Here is a 16,810-nt window from a genome sequence, read left to right as displayed (position 1 = left end):
CTGGTGGGACGTGGTGGGGGTGAAGCGGTGGCGTTGCCGGTGGCGGCAGCGGAGTGCGGCTAGCGCACCCAGCCCGTGAAGCTCTGCCCGACGCTCTGGGCCTTCTCCGCCGTACGCGGCCGGGCGCCGCCGTCGACCGCGGCCGACACGGCGCGCACCAGCCACGCGTTGACCGACAGCCCCTCGCGGTTCGCGGCCTCCTCGGCCCGCGCCTTGAGGGGGGCCGGCAGCCGCAGGTTCACGCGGGCGGTGCCGCCCTCGTCGCCCTCGGCGGGCACGTGTGCCTGGAGCGATTCGGCGGGCGCGGGCGGCTCCGCGGGGGCGCCGCTGTCGGTGGAGGGCCGGGCCACCACGAACTCGGGGTCGAGCCCGCGCAACCGTACGTCGACCGAGCCCGGCGCGAGTTCGCGGGTGACCTCGTCCATCGCGGCGGAGAGCACGTTGAGCATGGTCAGGCGGGTCGCCGACTCCAGGGGAGCGGTGAGCCTCGCGGCCAGCTCGCGCGCTTCGTCTCCGCCGGCTGCGGCGGCCACCGCCAGTTCGCGGCGGAGGGTGTCGATGTAGGGGGTGAGGTCCATAGCGCCATCATGGCACCACAATGGCACCACGCGCAAGCATCAAAAGGGCAGCACGGCGTCGCGACTGCACAGGACTTCGCTGACCAGCGAAAACGTGGCGGCGACCGGCGGGGCGGAGGTGAGTTCATCCGCAGACGGGGGCTGAAGGGCGCCTTCCCGTACCGCTCTGGCGCCACGTGGTGCCATCCGGTGCCACGTGGCTCTACGCAGGGCCACGGCACCGGCCGGAGCAGGCGTGCATCAGGAAACGCGGGCGGTCCGACGGGCGTAGTGGCGGGCCGCCTTCGCGCGGTTGCCGCAGCCCGTGCTCGAACACCAGCGGCGGGTGCCGTTGCGGCTGGCGTCGTGGAAGCGCAGGCCGCAGGTGGGGTTGGCGCAGCTCTTGAGGCGTTCGGGGGCGGTGGTGAGCAGGCGGAGGTAGTCGGCGGCCGCGAGGTAGCCGAGCAGGCGGGCCGGGTCGGCGGCCTCCAGGCGCTCGACCGGGCCGGCCGGGGTGAGCAGGCGCCGGATCCGGCCCCCGTCGAGGAGCCGGTTGAAGGCGTCGAAGGCGAGCGTCTCGGGTCCGCGCCCGGCCGCGGACACGCCTCCGGCCGGGCCGGCACGTCCGGCCGGGACGCCTGCGCCGGTCCCGGCGACGCCCCCGGCCCGGGCGGCCGTAAGACCGCCCCCGCCGGCCACGCCGGCCAGGGCCGCGCGGGCCTCCCGGGCCGCCCCGAGGGTGGCCGGGTCGGCCCGTAGCTCGCCCCTGGCGTAGAGCGCGGCGGCCCGCGAGCCGCCCAGCCAGAGCGCGAGACCGGCCAGGGAGTCCAGCAGGTCGTAGCGCCCGTGGCGGTCGTGCCACAGGGTGTTGAGCAGGTCCAGGCTGAGCGGCTCGCCGGTCAGCGGGCGCGGATCGTGCATGCTCACCTCCGTCGTCCGGGTATCGCGGCCTCGGGTACGGACACGAAGGCGCAGGACGGGTACGAGCCCTCCGCCTGGTACAGCTCCACGGCCTGCGGGCCGGCGACGATTCCCGGCAGGATCAGCCGCCACAGCCGGGTCACGTGCCGGCGCAGCGGACCGCAGGAGCGGCGGCCGGGGCGCGACCCCTCCGCCCGAAGGGCCACGTCCATCCCGATCAGGGAGAAGACGACCTGGGCGGCGATCTCCCGGGGGTCGGCCGCGCCGTGCAGCGCGGCGGCCAGCTCGGCGCGCACGGGCTCGGTCCAGGAGCCGCCCGCGTCGGGGTAGTGCGGGAACTCCCGGGTCAGCCGGGCTCCCGCGCGGGCGACGGGGTCGTGGCCGAGCCGTCCGGCGACGACGTGCGTCATGTCGACGGCGGCCTGCAGCGGCCGGACACCGGCGCGCGGTACGGAGTCCAGTGCCGCGGCGGTGGTCTGCCGGGCCTCGCTGCGCACGGCCCGGACCAGGTCGTCCTTGGCCGGGAAGTGGTACATCAAGGCACCCTTGGTCACGCCTGCCGCGGTGCAGATGACGGCGAGCGAGGCCCCTTCGTAGCCGTACAGGTCGATGGCTTTGGCGGCGCCGTTGATCAGAGCCCGGCGCGTCCGCTCGGCTCTCTCCTGCTGCGCCATGGGCGCTCCTCGTGCGTAGGGGGTGGAGACACTGGCCGTCTCTTCGGGACCGGGCGGGCCCGCGGCACCGGACGCCGTGCACCTCCCGTGGAACGTGGGGGGAGAGGTGCGGCGTTCAGGGGGGACCCTCCCGGCGGAAGCCGGGAGGAGCCGCGGGCCGGCCCGGCCCGAAAGAGACGACCTCCTGCCGTCGACGTGGCAAGGCGCCACTTCGACGGCAGGACGTGCGGGTGGTGCGGCCGTCGACGGGCCCGCCGGCGGGCGCACCGTCCCGACGGTCAGGCCGCGCTGCCGGCGGGGACGGCGACCAGGCTGTCCTCGAAGCTCTTGCGGAGCTGGGCCCGGCGGAGCTTGCCGATGCCGGTCTTGGGGATCTCGGACCGGTCGACGGGCAGCAGGTGGCGGACGTCGACGCCGAGGCGCTCGCTGACGCGGCCGCGGATCTGCTCGCCCTGGTCCGCGGTGATGGTGCCGGTGCGCGGGCTGAAGAAGACCGCCAGCTCCTCGGCGCCGCCGGGCTCGGAGGTGACGAGGGAGGCGACGGTGTACGAGGGCTCGATGAAGTCGAGTTCCTCGACGGCTGCCTCGATCTCGTGGCCGTGGTAGGCGATGTCGCCGAGCTGGATGACGTCGTCGGTGCGGCCGGTGACGGTGAGGATGCCGTTCTCGACGTACGCCAGGTCGCCGGTCTTGAACCAGCCGTCCTCGGTGAAGGACTGCCTGTTCTGCACGGGGTTGTCGTAGTACCCGGAGGTGATCGTCGAACCGGTGACCTGGAGGCGGCCGGTGATGCCCCACGGCACGAGGTCGCCGTGCTCGTCGACGACGCGGATGCGCGTGCCGGGCTGGGGGCGGCCTACGGGCACGTAGCGGTCGTCGCCGGCGGCGGCCTCGGTGAACTGGCAGTCGGCCACGCCGGCGGTGGTCTCGGACATGCCCCAGCCGGGGAACATGGCCGTGGCGGGCAGCCCGTAGGGGGCCAGCAGGTCCAGGAAGCGGCGTACGACGCCGGAGCGGACGGCCTCGCCGCCGTTCATGATGTAGCGCAGCGGGCTGAGGTCCCAGCCCCGGCCCTCGAAGCGGTCGGCCTGGTCGTTGACGAGCACGAAGGCGAAGTTGGGCGCCCAGGTGGTGTCGGCCCGGTGGGTGGAGACGGTGTCGAGCCAGCGCAGCGGGTCTTCGAGCACCCACTGGATCTTGGCGTGGACCTGGGCGCAGCCGAGGAAGACGTCGCGGGCGTGGAACATGATCAGCCCGCCGATGTGGTCCAGCGGCATCCAGTTGAAGGTGCGGGTGTCCGCGTCGAGCTTGTTCACGCGGGCGGTGGCCGCGCTGCGCGTCAGGACGTTGCGGTGGGTGAGGGTGACGGCCTTGGGCACGCCGGTGCTGCCGGAGGTGAGCAGCAGGACGACGGGGTCGACGGCGGCGGGCTCGTGCCAGTCGAGGTCCGGCTCGTGGGCGGTGCGCAGGGCCGCTACGTCGCCCAGGTGGGCGGCGGACCAGCCGGCGTCGGCGGCGACGGCGGGCGCGATCTCCTGGCCGGTGCCGGTCAGGACGCGCGGGCGGCCGTAGCCGCTCCACACGCGCTCCAGCAGGCCGGGGCCGTTGACGGCGTCGGCGCTGACGGGCAGCGGCAGGTAGCCGCCGAGGACGCAGGCCCAGAAGGCGCCGAGGAGGTCGGTGTCGTTGTCCGACTGGAGGATGATCTTCTCGCCGACGGCGGCACCGGAGGCGCGCAGGCCGGCCAGGATCCGCGAGGCGTCGGCGAGCAGGTCGGCGTAGCTCTGGCGGACCTCGGTGCCGTCCGGGCGGATGTAGGTCACCCCGCGGCCGTCTTGCGCGCCGGCGGCGCGGACGAGGGCGGCGCCGAGGTGCGCGACGCCGGTTTCGGGGGCGGGCCCGCCGTCGAGCAGCGATATGCCGGTGCCGGTCATGCCTGGTTCTCCTCTTGCTGAGCGGTGTCGGTGGCGGTGTCGGTCGCGGTGGCCACGATGACGAGCGGGCCCCGGCCGTGGAAGGGTGCGGGCTCCTTGCGGAAACCGCCGTACTCGGCCGTGATGGTCAGTCCCGCCGCGGCCAGCAGTTCGCGCACCTCGGGCCCGGTCAGGACGGCCTGGTCGAAGAAGTTGTCGTACATGGCGACCGTGCCGTCCGCGGTGCGGACCAGCAGGGTCTCCTCGTTGCGCCAGTTCGCCGCGTGCGCGTTGATGGCCTGGCGGGCGAGGCGGGTGATGAGGACTCCGTCGGGGCCGCGGTGGTGGGCGACGGTGTGGGGCTGGAAGGAGTCGACGAAGTTCAGCATGTGGCCGAACTCCAGGACGACCTGTCCGCCGGGGTTGAGCAGTCCGCGCAGCGAGCGCAGGACGGCCGGGAGCTCGGCGCGCTCCAGGTAGTTGAGCGTCATGAAGAGGCTGTAGACGAGGTCGTAGCGCTCTTCGGTGCGGTACGTCTCGGCGCGGGCCTCCACGTAGGAGATGCCTTCGTCTCCGGCCTCGCGGGCGTACCGCAGGAACGCGGAGCTCTGGTCGACGCCGGTGCCGCGGTGGCCGCGCTCGCGCAGGGCGCGCAGGTTGGAGCCCGTGCCGCAGCCCACGTCGAGTACGGTGCCCGTCTCGGGGAGCAGGGACGCGAGGAACTCCGTCTCGGCGGCGAGGTTGCGGAAGTCCTTCCGCATGATCTCGTAGTACTCACCGGGGAATTCGAAGCTCGTGCCGGTCAAATCCGTCATCCTCCTCGGATGTCAGTGCTCGTCGGTCGTCGGGGGCCGTCGGGGCGACGGGCCCGTCGGTGCTCGTCAGGTGGCGACGGGCTCGCGCATGGTGCGGTAGCCGCGCGGCGTGAGGCCGTAGCGGTCGCGGAAGAGCCGGCTGAAGTGGGAGGCCTGGTAGAGGCCGGACCGTTCACCGATCACGCCGACGGGCAGGTGGTCGAGCCGTGGGTCGCGCAGCTCGTACCGGCAGCGGGCGAGGCGCTCGTCGCGGATCCAGCGGGCGGGGCTGGTCCCGTGGTCCTGGAAGATCCGCTGGAGGTAGCGCAGCGAGATGTTGTGGTGCTCGGCGACCGCCTGCGGGGTGAGGCCGGGGTCGGAGAGCCGTTCGCGGATGTACGACTGGATGCCCAGCATGAGGTCGTGGCGGGCGACCTCGTCCTCGGCGGCGACATGGCGCAGCCGGTCCGCGAGGACCGCGGCGGTCAGGCCGGCCACGGTGGCGCCGACCCGGTCGACGGCCGAGTGGATCTCCGTTCCGTGGTCGTGGAGTCCGGCCAGGAGCTGGGAGAGCAGGGCGCCGGCGCCCATCCGCCCGCACCAGCCGGTGGCGGTGAGCTTCGCGGTGTCGTCGGCCGACATCCCGAGGTGGCGGTGCGGCAGCAGGACCTCCACCAGGTGGAAGGGCCGGGGCAGCACCAGGCGGTAGGGGCGGCTGCTGTCGCAGCAGATGATCTGCGGGCCGCTCGCCTGGCCCCGGCGGCCGTCCTGGTGGACGTGGATCTCGCCGGCCAGCGCCCTGAACACCCGCAGGTTCTCGGAGGCGCCGGGGCGGATGTGGCGACCGGGGCGCAGGACCTCGTGGGGCTCCCCGGTGACGAGGGTGATGGTGACGTCGCCGAAGTCGCGGCGCACGACGGTGCCGTGGACCGACTCGTCGGGTCCGCGAAGGACCCGCGCCGCGCCGGGGCCGGGGCCGGACACGGCAACCGGTGGACTGCGGTCCGGCACGAATGCGCTCGGCCCGCGGAGGGGCAGCATGTCCATCGTTCTCCTCGCTCCGGGAAGCGTCATGCCATCGTGACAGGCAGGCCCATAAAAACATACCGGCATGCAGGTACTCGTACGCCATCAGAAGTTCGAATGCCCCTGGCCTCACCTCGGCTTTCGTGCGCAAACAGGCGATCTACAGGCGCATTTAGGCAACCACGTCCACCGGTCACGCAGTACAGTCGTCGATTAGGACTGGCCGGACAACGCGGCTTTACGTGCGGTCATGGATGTAGTTTCCGAAGAGGGGTATCACGTGACGATCAAGGTCGGCATCAACGGATTCGGCCGTATCGGCCGGAGCTTCTTCCGCGCCGCCCTTCAGCGGGGCACCGGCCTGGAGGTGGTCGCCGTCAACGACCTCACCGACGCCGCGACGCTGGCCCATCTGCTCAAGTACGACAGCACCCTCGGGCGTCTCGGCCACGACGTCCGCGCCGTGGAGGGCAACCTGGTCATCGACGGCCGCACCATACGCGTGACCGCCGAACGCGACCCGGCCAAGCTGCCGTGGGGCGAGCTGGAGGTGGACGTCGTCATCGAGTCCACCGGCGTCTTCACCGACGCCCACAAGGCCCGTGCCCACCTGGAGGCCGGCGCCCGCAAGGTCATCATCAGCGCGCCCTCGAAGAACGAGGACCTGACGATCGCCTTCGGCATCAACGACGACCTCTACGACCCGGCCGTGCACGACATCGTCTCCAACGCCTCGTGCACGACCAACTGCCTGGCCCCGCTGGCCAAGGTCCTCGACGACGCGCTCGGCATCGAGCACGGCCTCATGACCACGGTCCACGCCTACACCGCGGACCAGAACCTCCAGGACGGTCCGCACAGCGACCTTCGCCGCGCCCGCTCGGCGGCGACGAACACCGTGCCGACCACGACCGGCGCCGCCAAGGCGATCGGCCTGGTCCTGCCCCAGCTCAAGGGCAAGCTCGACGGGTACGCGCTGCGCGTGCCGATCCCGACGGGCTCCGCCACCGACCTCACCGTCCGCGTCGCGCGCGAGACGACCGTCGAAGAGGTCAACGAGATCTTCGCGAAGGCCGCCGAAGGCGCCCTCGCGGGCATCCTCACCTACACCGACGAGCCGATCGTCTCCAGCGACATCGTCACCGACCCCGCGTCCTGCATCTTCGACTCGGGCCTGACCAAGGTCATCGGCGGCGGCCGCCAGGTCAAGATCGTCGGCTGGTACGACAACGAGTGGGGCTTCTCCAACCGTGTCGTGGACACCGCCCTGCTGATCGGTGCCCGTGCCTGAACCGGTACCCGCGCCCGATTCGGTACTCGTGCCCGACCGGAGGTTTCCGTGGTGATCAAGACCCCTTATCACGAGGGTGAGCAGGCCGTTCAGAAGCAGGCCGGCGAAGGCGGTCCGGGCTGGGGCTCGCCCATGTTCGACGACGTGATCCAGCCCGGCTTCGACCAGTACCTGATGCGCCAGCGGATGCTCTTCCTGGGCGGCGCCGACGCGACGGGGGCCATGTGGTCCTCGCTGGTCACGGGCGACGCCGGATTCGCCCTGCCCACGGGCCGGCACACGATCACGCTGTCGTCCCTGCCCGTACCCGGCGACCCGCTCGCGGGGGCCTTCGACGAGACGGCCGACATCGGCCTGCTCGCGCTCGAACCGCACACGACGAGCCGGATCAGGATCAACGGCGTGGCCCGGCGCGAAGGGGAGCAACTGCACATCCGCACCGAGCAGGTGCTGGGCAACTGCCCCAAGTACCTGCAGGTGCGGGTGCCGGTCGCGGACGGGCCCGCCGGTACGCCCAAGGAGATCCGCAGCGGCGAGGCGCTCACCGCGGAGCAGGAGCAGTGGATCCGCGGCGCGGACACCTTCTTCATCGCCAGCCAGGCGGACGGTTACGGCGCGGACTCCTCGCACCGGGGCGGCGACCCCGGTTTCGTCTCCGTGGCGGGACCGCGCAAGCTCGTCTGGCCGGACTACTTCGGCAACTCCTTCTACATGACCCTGGGCAACCTGCAGCTCAACGAGAACTGCGGGCTGCTCTTCCTGGACTGGGAGTCCGGCAACACCCTCCAGCTGACGGGGAAGGCCCGGATCAACTGGGCCGAGGGGGACCGGGCCGCCGTGCCCGGCGCCCTGCGGATGTGCGAGTTCGACATCGAGCGTGTGGTGCAGATCGACGGGGCGACCCGGCTGCGCTGGGCGTTCGGCGGCCCCTCGCCCTACAACCCGCCGGCGGCGGCGCGGGGCTGACCCCCCAGCTCTCCGCGCCCGCCCCCGCCCTGTCCCCCGTTCCACCCCTCCCCGTTCCACCCCTCCCCCCGGGCACCGTCCGGTCGTGCCGCCACCCCCGTCGGCACGGCCGGACGGTGTTTTACACCGCCCAGGCCCCCGCCCTCGCCAAAGGAATCCCCGCGATGTCCGAACCGACATTCCCGCGCCTGCGCGCCGACGTCTCCACGCTCCCCAGCTACGTGCCGGGCCGGGCCGCGGCCGACGAGTTCGTCGACAAGCTCTCCTCCAACGAGAACCCGTACCCGCCGCTGCCGTCGGTCATCGGCGCGGTCGAGACCTGGCTGGGCCGGCTCAACCGCTACCCCGACCCCTCGTCGGCCGAGCTGACCGCCGAGCTGTCGGCCCGCCTGGGGGTGCCCGCCGGGCACCTGGTGCTGGGCACCGGATCCGTGGGCATCACCCAGCACCTGGTCGCCGCCGCCGCGGGCCCGGGCGACGAGGTCGTCTTCGCCTGGCGCTCCTTCGAGGCGTACCCGCTGCTGGTCTGGGCCGCCGGGGCGACCTCCGTACAGGTGCCGCTGCGCGACGAGACGCACGACCTGGACGCTCTCGCGGACGCCATCACCGACCGCACCCGCCTCGTCTTCGTCTGCAATCCGAACAACCCGACCGGCACCGCCGTGCGCCGCGCCGAGCTGGAGCGGTTCCTGGATCGGGTGCCGCCCGAGGTGCTGGTCGTCATCGACGAGGCGTACAGGGAGTTCGTCGAGGAGGAGGAGATCCCCGACGGGATCGAGCTCTACCGGGACCGGCCCAACGTGGCGGTGCTGCGCACCTTCTCCAAGGCCTACGGCCTGGCCGCGCTGCGCGTCGGCTACGCGGTGGCACACCCCAGGGTGACGGCCGCGCTGCGCGCCTGCTCCGTACCCCTCGGCGTGAGCGGCCCCGCCCAGGCGGCCGCACTGGCCTCGCTGCGCGCCACGGAAGAGCTGCGCGAACGCGTCGCCGACCTGGTGGCCGAGCGCGAGCGGGTCAGCGCCGCCCTGCGCGCGGAGGGCTACGAGGTCCCCGAGAGCCACGCCAACTTCGTCTGGCTGCGCCTGGGTTCCCGTACGTCCTACTTCGCGGACGCCTGCGAGGCGGCCGGCCTGATGGTCCGCCCCTTCGGCGACGAGGGCGTGCGCATCACGATCGGCTCCCCGGACGCGAACGACCGCCTCCTCAAAACGGCCGCCCACTGGGACCAGTGACCCGCTGGGGCGGCGCCCCGCCATGAGCCGTGGCGTTGCCGGCCGGCATGCGGGCGGCGGTACACACTGGTCCGGTGAGCAGCGCTGCTGAGGCGTCGGATCGACAGGGCCGCAGGCGTTTCGACGCGGTGCACCTGTGGAGCACTACGGTCACCGGTGCGGCCGCGCTGGGCATCGCCCTGTTCAACTTGGTGACCTTGCAGGCCGACCCGCAGACCGACGTGACGCTGCCCCATGTGCTGCGGGTCGCCCAGGGGGGCGAGGTGTGGCTCTACCTGCAGCCGACGTTGTCCACGCGGTACCGCACGGAGACCGTGGAGGTCATCGACGGCGCCCGTCTGGAGCTCCGCCGCACCGGGGCTCCCCCGGCAGAGCCCGTTCCGGCCTTCTACTGGGACGAGATCGGCTCGTTCGACTACAACTTCGACTCCAACGACCTCAACTACCGGCGCGTCGCCGACCCGGCCCCGCTGCTCGTCACCCAGGACAAGCCCCAACAGCCGCTGATGCTGTTCGTCGCCGAACGCTGGGCCTTCCGGCCCGGCCGGTACGAAGGGGAGCTCACCCTCCAACGGTCCGGTGACCGCGGCGACATCACACACCGCCTCTGCGTCCTCGTCACCGCCGAAGCGATGGACAAGTTCAAGGCCGGCGGTCAGCGGAAGCACTTCGACTTCCGCAACGACCGCCCCCGCCCGCCCGGCACGCCGCCCGACCCTTCCTGCTACGAGCACTGAGGGCGGCGCGGCGGGGGGCTGGTCACCTGGTACGTCGGCCGGCTTGGATGCCGAAACCCGTGCCCGGCTCAGCCACCGAAGGTGTGTCCAGTGCGGCCGGCACCCCGCATCCGGCGTAGGAGCGTTACTCCGCACCACAGACGGCATCAGCCACTGTGCTGCTTGCCTCCGGGCGCAACCCCACTCGGCCTGCCACCGCACAGCCCACCTGTACCGACGAAGCGAGCACCGGAGCGCAGCGCAGGGCGCAGCCGACCCGTGGAGTCCGCAGGTGCCCACCGGCATCAGTTGCTCTTATGGAAAAGAGGGCGGTTCCGAAATACCCACTCTGACCTGCGAGTTCGCCAATGCCGATGTGTCAGCGCTGACACATCGGCGAGTGAAAATGTGTCAGCGGACACCACCAACGGCACCATTTTCTCCCACCGAAGTGGGAGAAAATGCGAATGCCCTGGTCAGCCAGGTGCGAGCCTCCAGCGCGCCTGAGGCGCTGACCGAGAGGCTCGGAGACCCTCATCGCTGGTCAGGGAGCGGCCGGCGCGGGCCGGACCGGACCGGGATCTCAGCTGTTGACGACCCTCAGGCGTGCGGACGGCTGCTCCCGCTCCGCTTCCACCGTCGGTGTCAGCCGGAAGACCCTCACGGGGCCGACGCTGTCCACCTCTTCGAGCCAGCCGAGGGCCTCGAGTTCCTTGCGCGTCCGCGAGAAGACCGGGGCGCTCATGCCCGCCGTCTCGGCGAGGTCGGTGGCCTTGATCCAGACCGACCCGTCCGGCCGCTGGTCGGCGGCCGCGTACAGCATGACGACGATCCGCTGGTTCGGGTTCAGGACGCGTCCCGTGCGCTTGAGGACGTACAGCACGTCCTCGCTGCCGTGGACCTTCATGTCGCGTCTCCCTTCGTCGTCGTGCGTTGGCGGTCTCTCGGCTTCGGAATCCTCATCTCCGGGGGGTTCCAGTCGGAAACCGCCTCACGGTGTTCGAAGCCCGTTCCGATGAACGCGAGGTACGGGGTCGTTCGGTAGAACTTCGTACGGCCGATCCCACCGGACTCGACCAGCAGGCGAGCTCCCTTGAGGACCTTGATGGTCTTCGACAGGGCGTCCGGACTCATATTGAGTTCGGCCGCGACGGCCACACCAGTCATCTGGACGGGGCCCTGGCGCTCCTCCGTCGCGAACCAGTACCAGACCAGTACCCGGAACTCGCGGTCGCTCAGACCTGAGTCGGCTGAGGCGAGTTGGCGGCCTCGGCGAATCCCGACGTTGATGTGGGGTCCGTCGAAGGCGTACGGCGCACGGGGAACCTCTTCGATGTCGCCCGTGTCCGGATCGACGAGGGCGAGGACCTTGCTCCGTGCCGACTCCGCCATCTGCGAACCGCCCCCGTCCCTCAGCCACGAGCCCCGCGGCCCGCTCTCCGGGCCAGCGTACTTAGCAGAATGCACATTACCGCATAGCTAACTGAAGCCCTCCCCGAACTGGACATTCTTTGCTCATCGCTAATCAATCGAACCTGGGGCCCGGGGTGCTCAACGCGACGCAGATGTGCACATAGCTAACTGACCCGTTCCTAGGATCTACTCAACCCGATCCCAGGAACGGGTTACCCGTTCCCAGGAACGGGTTGCCCTCGGCGTTTCCGCAGGTCAAAAGCGTGCGGGGGCTGCGCCCTCTTAATACATGGAAAGGCCCTGCCCACCTGCCGGCCCCGACGGGCGGCTGCTCGCCCTGTCGCTCCGCTCCAGCGCTCCCAGGTGGGTCCACCGCTCTGACCTCGAGTCACGTTCACGGTGGTTGAGGCCCAGGCAAGCAGCAGCGTGGCTGATACCGGCCGGGGCTGAGCGAATTCGTGGGCGCCGGTGACCTCGGTGACGGGTTTCGTCTGGGCGCACCTTCTGTGGCCGGGGTCGTAACGGCTTCAAGGCGAGGTAATCCCTGTTCCCCACGCCTACCAACACAACTGCAGCAAGGGCGGACACCTTGCTCTCATGGGCGACTTGCACGACGTGCGGGCACCCGGGCGAGATCCGCGCGGGCCCCGAGTAGCGCAGGTCACGTGCCGTACGACGAAGACCGGCGCGGGCCGGCGGAAGGCGGAGCCGGCCGGATTCGAACCGGCGTCCTCGCGATTTTGGAGACCGCGCGCGTCGACCTCTGCGCTACGGCTCCGCCCCCTCCGCCATCATAGGGACGCGCGCCTAGACGACCGGTGGGCGGCCCAGGCGGGTCATGCGGGCCGCGGTCCGCCACCGCATCGGGCTGCGGGGGCCTGCGCTGGTGCGCACTCCCTCGGCGAAGCCGGCGAACCAGGCCCGCAACCCCGTCGCCGAGCGGGTGCGCGCGAGGGTCAGCAGCGTCCACACGCCGAGGTAGACGGGAACGAGGGGTGCGGGCAGGTGGCGCTTGGCCAGCCATACGCGGTTGCGGGCGGTCATCCGGAAGTAGACCGCGTGGCGGGCCGGGGACGTCTTGGGGTGCTGGAGCACGAGCGCCGGTTCGTAGAGGACGTCCCAGCCGGCGTCCAGGGCCCGCCACGCCAGGTCGGTCTCCTCGTGGGTGAAGAAGAACGCGTCCGGCCAGGCCCCGGTCTGTTCCAGCATCCGCATGGACAGGGCGTGGCCGCCGCCGAGGAACGTCGTCACAAGGCCCCGCTTCATCGGGTCCTTGGCCCCCAGCCGGGGAACGTGGCGGCGCTGGGTCTCCCCGTTCTCGTCGGCGATCCGGAAGCTGACGATGCCGAGCCGATCGGCGCCCGCGTACAGGTCGGCGATCCGGCGGATCACATCGGGGGCGACCAGGAGGCCGTCGTCGTCGAGGTCCAGGAGGACGTCGACGTCGCCGCACTCCCGCAGCTCGCGCCAGGCGACGTTGCGGCCCCCGGACACGCCCAGGTTCTCCTCCAGCTCGACCGCGGTCACGCCGTCCGGCAGGCCGGCGAGCGCGCAGCCGTTGCCGACCACCACGACGTGGGCCGCGGGCTCGTCCTGCCCGGCCACCGAATCCAGCAGGGCCCGCAGCTCGGGCATCCGGTCGCCCCTCGTCAGCACTGCCACGCCCACTCGCGGTCGTCCCACTGCCCCACCACTTCTTCCGGCGTCGGGTGAACGGCGAGCCTACCGCCGTCCACCCGCCTCGACTCAGCCGAACAGGCGGCCCAGTTCCTCGTGGAAGCCCGGGAAGGTCTTCGCCACGCATGCCGGGTCGTCGAGGGTGATGCCGGCCGCGCGCAGGCCCAGTACCGCGAAGGACATCGCGATGCGGTGGTCGCGGTGGCAGTCGACCGTTGCCGGCGCGGGGGCGCCCGGGTGGACGGTGATGCGGTCCGGGCCCTCCTCCACGCGGATGCCGAGCGCGCGCAGGTTGCCGGCGACGGCGGCGATGCGGTCGGACTCCTTCAGCCGGGCGTGCGCGATGCCGGTGATGGTGACGGGGGCGTCGGCGAGCGGGGCGATCGCGGCCATCGTCATGAAGGTGTCGGAGATGTCGCCCATGTCGACGGTGAAGCCGCCGCGCAGGACTCCGGTGCCCGTGACCTCGGTCCACTGCGCGGTCCGCGTCACCTGCGCTCCGGCGAGCCGCAGCACGTCCACGAACGCCGTGTCGCCCTGCAGGCTGTCGGTGGTGAGGCCGTGGACCCGTACGGTGCGGCCGGTGACGGCCGCCGCCGCGAAGAAGTACGAGGCGGTCGAGGCGTCCGGTTCGATGTCGAGGTCGGCGGGCGCGTACCCGCCGGGGTGGACGGTGACCGCGCCGTCCTCCTCCTCCACGCGCGCGCCGAAGTGCCGCATCAGGGCCAGGGTCATGTCCACGTACGGGCGGCTGACCAGGCGCGGCACGTCCACGGTGAGCGGCCCGCCCATGAGCGGGGCGGCCATCAGCAGACCGGAGAGGTACTGGCTGCTGAGCCCGGAATCCAGCTCGACGCGGCCGCCGGCGAGGCCGTTCGAGGTGAGGGTGAAGGGCAGTCCCGTACCGCTCGTCTTCGCCCCGAGGCGGGTGAGCGCCTCCAGCAGCGGCCCGAGCGGGCGGGCCCTGAGCTGCTCGGAGCCGTCGAAGTCGATGTCGCCGAACCCCGTGGCCGCGAAGGGCGGCAGGAAGCGGGCGGCGGTGCCGGCGTCCGCGCACCACACCCGGCCGGGGCCGGCCGGGCCGGTCCCGCGCCCGGTGACCTGCCAGACCTCGCCGGAGCCGTCGCCGTATCCGGAGCCGTCGCCGTATCCGTAGCCGGCGTCCCCGACGTCGCTCACGCTGGTGCCCAGGTCGGTCAGCGCGGCCCGGAAGGCCAGGGTGTCGTCGCTGACCAGCGGCGCGCTCAGCCGGCTGCGGCCGGGGGCGGCGGCCGCGAGCAGCAGCGCCCGGTTGGTGATGCTCTTGGAGCCCGGGATGCGGGCGTCGAGCACGGTGGCGGTCATCGGGCCGTGGACTTGCGGCGGGTGGCGCGCTCGAAGCTCGCGCGGGCGGCGGCGGCGACCTTGGGCGCGGTCAGGCCGTGCAGCTCGTACAGGGACTGGTACGGGGCGGAGGCGCCGAAGGAGTCGATGCCCAGGGAGGTGCCGGCCGCGCCGACGAGGGCGTACCAGCCGAGGCTGGAGCCTGCCTCGACGGAGACCCGGGCGTCGACCTCGTGGGGCAGCACCTCCTCGCGGTAGGACTCCTCCTGCGCCTGGAACCATTCCAGGCAGGGCATGGAGACCACGCGGGTGGCGAGGCCCTCGGCCTGCAGGATGCGGCGGGCGTCGAGTGCGATGGGCACTTCGCTGCCGGTGGCGATGAGGATGGCCTCGGGGCGGCCGCCGTCGGCCTCGGCCAGGACGTAGCCGCCGCGCGCGGCGCCCTCGGCGGGGGACAGCCCGCTCTCCTCGGTGCGTTCCAGTACGGGCAGGTTCTGCCGGGACAGGCACAGGCCCGCCGGGCGGTCGTCGTTCTCCAGGATGGTGCGCCAGGCGACGACGGTCTCGTTCGCGTCGGCGGGCCGGACCACGTCCAGGCCGGGGATGGCGCGCAGCGACCAGAGGTGCTCGATGGGCTGGTGGGTGGGGCCGTCCTCGCCGAGCCCGATGGAGTCGTGGGTCCAGACGTAGGTGACGGGCAGCTTCATCATGGCCGCGAGGCGGACGGCGGGTCGCATGTAGTCGGAGAAGACGAGGAAGGTGCCGCCGTAGGGGCGGGTCCCGCCGTGCAGGGCGATGCCGTTGAGGATGGCGCCCATGGCGTGCTCGCGGATGCCGAAGTGCAGGGTCCGGCCGTACTGGTGGCCGGAGTAGGCCTCGGTCGCCAGTTCCTCGGGGATGAAGGACGGTTCGCCCTTCATGGTGGTGAGGTTGGACTCGGCGAGGTCGGCGGAGCCGCCCCACAGTTCGGGCAGTACGGAGGCCAGCGCGTTCAGCACCTCGCCGGACGCCTTGCGGGTGGCCATCTGGCCGCCTGCGGGGAAGACCGGCAGGCTCTCCTGCCAGCCCTCGGGCAGCCGGCGCTCGCCGAGGCGGTCGAAGAGTTCCGCGCGCTCGGGGTTGAGGGCGCGCCAGTCGGCGAGGGTCTTGTCCCACTGGCGGTGCGCCTCGGCGCCCCGGTCGGCGACCCGGCGGGCGTGGCCCAGGACTTCGGCGGGGACCTGGAAGGACAGGGAGGGGTCGAGGCCCATCGCGGCCTTGGCGCCGGCGGCCTCCTCGGCGCCGAGGGCGGATCCGTGGATGCCTCCGGTGTTGCGCTTGCGGGGCGCGGGCCAGCCGATGATCGTGCGCAGCGATACGAGGGAGGGCCGGTCGGTGGTGTCGCGGGCGGTGGTGAGCGCCCGGTGCAGGGCCTCGATGTCCTCGTGGTATCCCCGGTCCCCGCCGCCGGCGGTCCAGTCGACTTCCTGGACGTGCCAGCCGTAGGCGCGGTAGCGGGCGAGGGTGTCCTCGGAGTGGGCGATCTGCCGGTCGTCCTCGATGGAGATGCGGTTCTCGTCGTAGAGGACGACGAGGTTGCCCAGGCGCTGGTGGCCGGCCAGGGAGCTGGCCTCGTGCGCGACGCCCTCCTCCAGGTCGCCCTCGGAGGCGACGGCCCAGACGGTGTGGTCGAAGGGGGAGGTGCCGGGGGCGGCCTCCGGGTCGAACAGGCCGCGCTCGCGGCGGGCGGCCATCGCCATGCCCACCGCGTTGGCGAGGCCCTGGCCGAGGGGGCCGGTGGTGGTCTCGACGCCCGGGGTGTGCCCGTACTCGGGGTGGGCGGGGGTCAGACTGCCCTCGGTGCGCAGGCCCTTGAGGTCGTCGAGGGTGAGCCCGTAGCCCGACAGGTAGAGCTGTGTGTACAGGGTCAGGCTGGCGTGGCCGCAGGACAGGACGAAGCGGTCGCGGCCGGCCCAGCGCGGGTCCTGGGGGTCGTGGCGCAGCAGCTGCTGGAAGAGCAGGTAGGCGGCGGGCGCGAGGCTCATGGCGGTGCCGGGGTGGCCGTGGCCGGCTGCTTCCACGGCGTCCACGGTCAGCGCGCGGGCGACCTCGACGGCCCGGCGGTCGGCGTCCTCCCAGAGCAGGGCGGGCGCCTGCGGGGCGGTGGCGACGGTCATGACGGGCCTTCCTGTTCGGCGGATTCGGCGAGTACGACGGGTCTTTCGGGCACGGGTCCGGCGTGTACGGCGCCTGCGTGTACGGCGCCTGCGTGTACGGCGCCTGCGTGTACGGCGCCTGCGTGTACGGGTCCCGCGGTGCGCGCGGTTG

15 protein-coding genes and 1 tRNA gene are annotated in these 16,810 nt (G+C 72.2%); 4 read left to right on the top strand and 12 right to left on the bottom strand.

Annotated features, from left to right (window positions below; translation table 11 throughout):
* Positions 1-59: 59 nt before the first annotated feature.
* The 6 genes from ACFWBY_RS32870 to ACFWBY_RS32845 form a co-directional block, all read right to left on the bottom strand.
* Positions 60-578, bottom strand: a complete 519-nt coding sequence (locus ACFWBY_RS32870; RefSeq protein WP_385336494.1) for a hypothetical protein — start codon at positions 576-578, stop codon at positions 60-62.
* A gap of 240 nt (positions 579-818) precedes the next feature.
* Complete coding sequence (locus tag ACFWBY_RS32865; protein ID WP_385336496.1) at positions 819-1,478, bottom strand: CGNR zinc finger domain-containing protein; 660 nt, start codon at positions 1,476-1,478, stop codon at positions 819-821.
* A 2-nt stretch (positions 1,479-1,480) separates the two neighbouring features.
* Positions 1,481-2,152, bottom strand: coding sequence for a TetR family transcriptional regulator (locus ACFWBY_RS32860; RefSeq protein WP_385336498.1), 672 nt, complete (start codon positions 2,150-2,152; stop codon positions 1,481-1,483).
* Between the two features lie 278 nt (positions 2,153-2,430).
* A complete protein-coding gene (locus tag ACFWBY_RS32855) occupies positions 2,431-4,086 on the bottom strand; it encodes an AMP-binding protein (RefSeq protein ID WP_385336500.1) in 1,656 nt (551 codons plus the stop codon).
* Positions 4,083-4,880 carry a class I SAM-dependent methyltransferase gene (locus ACFWBY_RS32850; protein ID WP_385409738.1) on the bottom strand — a complete coding sequence of 266 codons (798 nt, stop codon included), beginning with the start codon at positions 4,878-4,880 and terminating at the stop codon, positions 4,083-4,085. Before ACFWBY_RS32850 ends, ACFWBY_RS32855 begins: the two co-directional genes overlap by 4 nt.
* Before the next feature lie 66 nt (positions 4,881-4,946).
* A complete protein-coding gene (locus tag ACFWBY_RS32845; protein ID WP_385409737.1) occupies positions 4,947-5,843 on the bottom strand; it encodes a helix-turn-helix domain-containing protein in 897 nt (298 codons plus the stop codon).
* 322 nt (positions 5,844-6,165) lie between these two features.
* On the opposite strand from ACFWBY_RS32845, the gene gap reads away from it, so the two are divergent.
* The 4 genes from gap to ACFWBY_RS32825 all read left to right on the top strand — a co-directional run bounded on the left by gap (position 6,166) and on the right by ACFWBY_RS32825 (position 10,111).
* A complete protein-coding gene (gap, locus tag ACFWBY_RS32840; protein ID WP_385336506.1) occupies positions 6,166-7,176 on the top strand; it encodes a type I glyceraldehyde-3-phosphate dehydrogenase in 1,011 nt (336 codons plus the stop codon).
* A 51-nt stretch (positions 7,177-7,227) separates the two neighbouring features.
* Positions 7,228-8,142 (top strand): pyridoxamine 5'-phosphate oxidase family protein, encoded by a 915-nt coding sequence (locus ACFWBY_RS32835; protein ID WP_385336508.1) that lies wholly within the window; start codon positions 7,228-7,230, stop codon positions 8,140-8,142.
* Between the two features lie 164 nt (positions 8,143-8,306).
* Positions 8,307-9,374: a histidinol-phosphate transaminase gene (gene hisC / locus ACFWBY_RS32830; RefSeq protein ID WP_385336510.1), complete on the top strand. Its 1,068-nt coding sequence runs from the start codon at positions 8,307-8,309 to the stop codon at positions 9,372-9,374.
* Positions 9,375-9,448: 74 nt separating this feature from the next.
* Positions 9,449-10,111 carry a hypothetical protein gene (locus ACFWBY_RS32825; protein ID WP_385336512.1) on the top strand — a complete coding sequence of 221 codons (663 nt, stop codon included), beginning with the start codon at positions 9,449-9,451 and terminating at the stop codon, positions 10,109-10,111.
* A gap of 562 nt (positions 10,112-10,673) precedes the next feature.
* Here the strand turns inward: ACFWBY_RS32825 and ACFWBY_RS32820 are convergent.
* The 6 genes from ACFWBY_RS32820 to tkt form a co-directional block, all read right to left on the bottom strand.
* Positions 10,674-10,997 (bottom strand): replication initiation protein, RepL2, encoded by a 324-nt coding sequence (locus ACFWBY_RS32820; protein WP_385336514.1) that lies wholly within the window; start codon positions 10,995-10,997, stop codon positions 10,674-10,676.
* Positions 10,994-11,482: a winged helix-turn-helix domain-containing protein gene (locus tag ACFWBY_RS32815; RefSeq protein WP_385336516.1), complete on the bottom strand. Its 489-nt coding sequence runs from the start codon at positions 11,480-11,482 to the stop codon at positions 10,994-10,996. Before ACFWBY_RS32815 ends, ACFWBY_RS32820 begins: the two co-directional genes overlap by 4 nt.
* 724 nt (positions 11,483-12,206) lie before the next feature.
* Positions 12,207-12,281: transfer RNA gene (locus tag ACFWBY_RS32810), tRNA-Trp, on the bottom strand.
* A 29-nt stretch (positions 12,282-12,310) separates the two neighbouring features.
* The gene (locus ACFWBY_RS32805) at positions 12,311-13,138 is read right to left on the bottom strand and encodes a glycosyltransferase family 2 protein (protein WP_385336518.1); all 828 of its coding nucleotides are present in this window, start codon (positions 13,136-13,138) and stop codon (positions 12,311-12,313) included.
* Positions 13,139-13,249: 111 nt separating this feature from the next.
* Complete coding sequence (gene aroA / locus ACFWBY_RS32800; protein WP_385336520.1) at positions 13,250-14,524, bottom strand: 3-phosphoshikimate 1-carboxyvinyltransferase; 1,275 nt, start codon at positions 14,522-14,524, stop codon at positions 13,250-13,252.
* Positions 14,521-16,659, bottom strand: a complete 2,139-nt coding sequence (tkt, locus tag ACFWBY_RS32795; RefSeq protein ID WP_385336522.1) for a transketolase — start codon at positions 16,657-16,659, stop codon at positions 14,521-14,523. Before tkt ends, aroA begins: the two co-directional genes overlap by 4 nt.
* Between the last annotated feature and the right edge of the window lie 151 nt (positions 16,660-16,810).

It is taken from the genome of Streptomyces sp. NPDC060049 (assembly GCF_042736715.1).
Taxonomy (GTDB): domain Bacteria; phylum Actinomycetota; class Actinomycetes; order Streptomycetales; family Streptomycetaceae; genus Streptomyces.
Note: the sequence above shows the minus strand (reverse complement) of the source record. Positions and strands in the feature narration are given on the sequence as shown.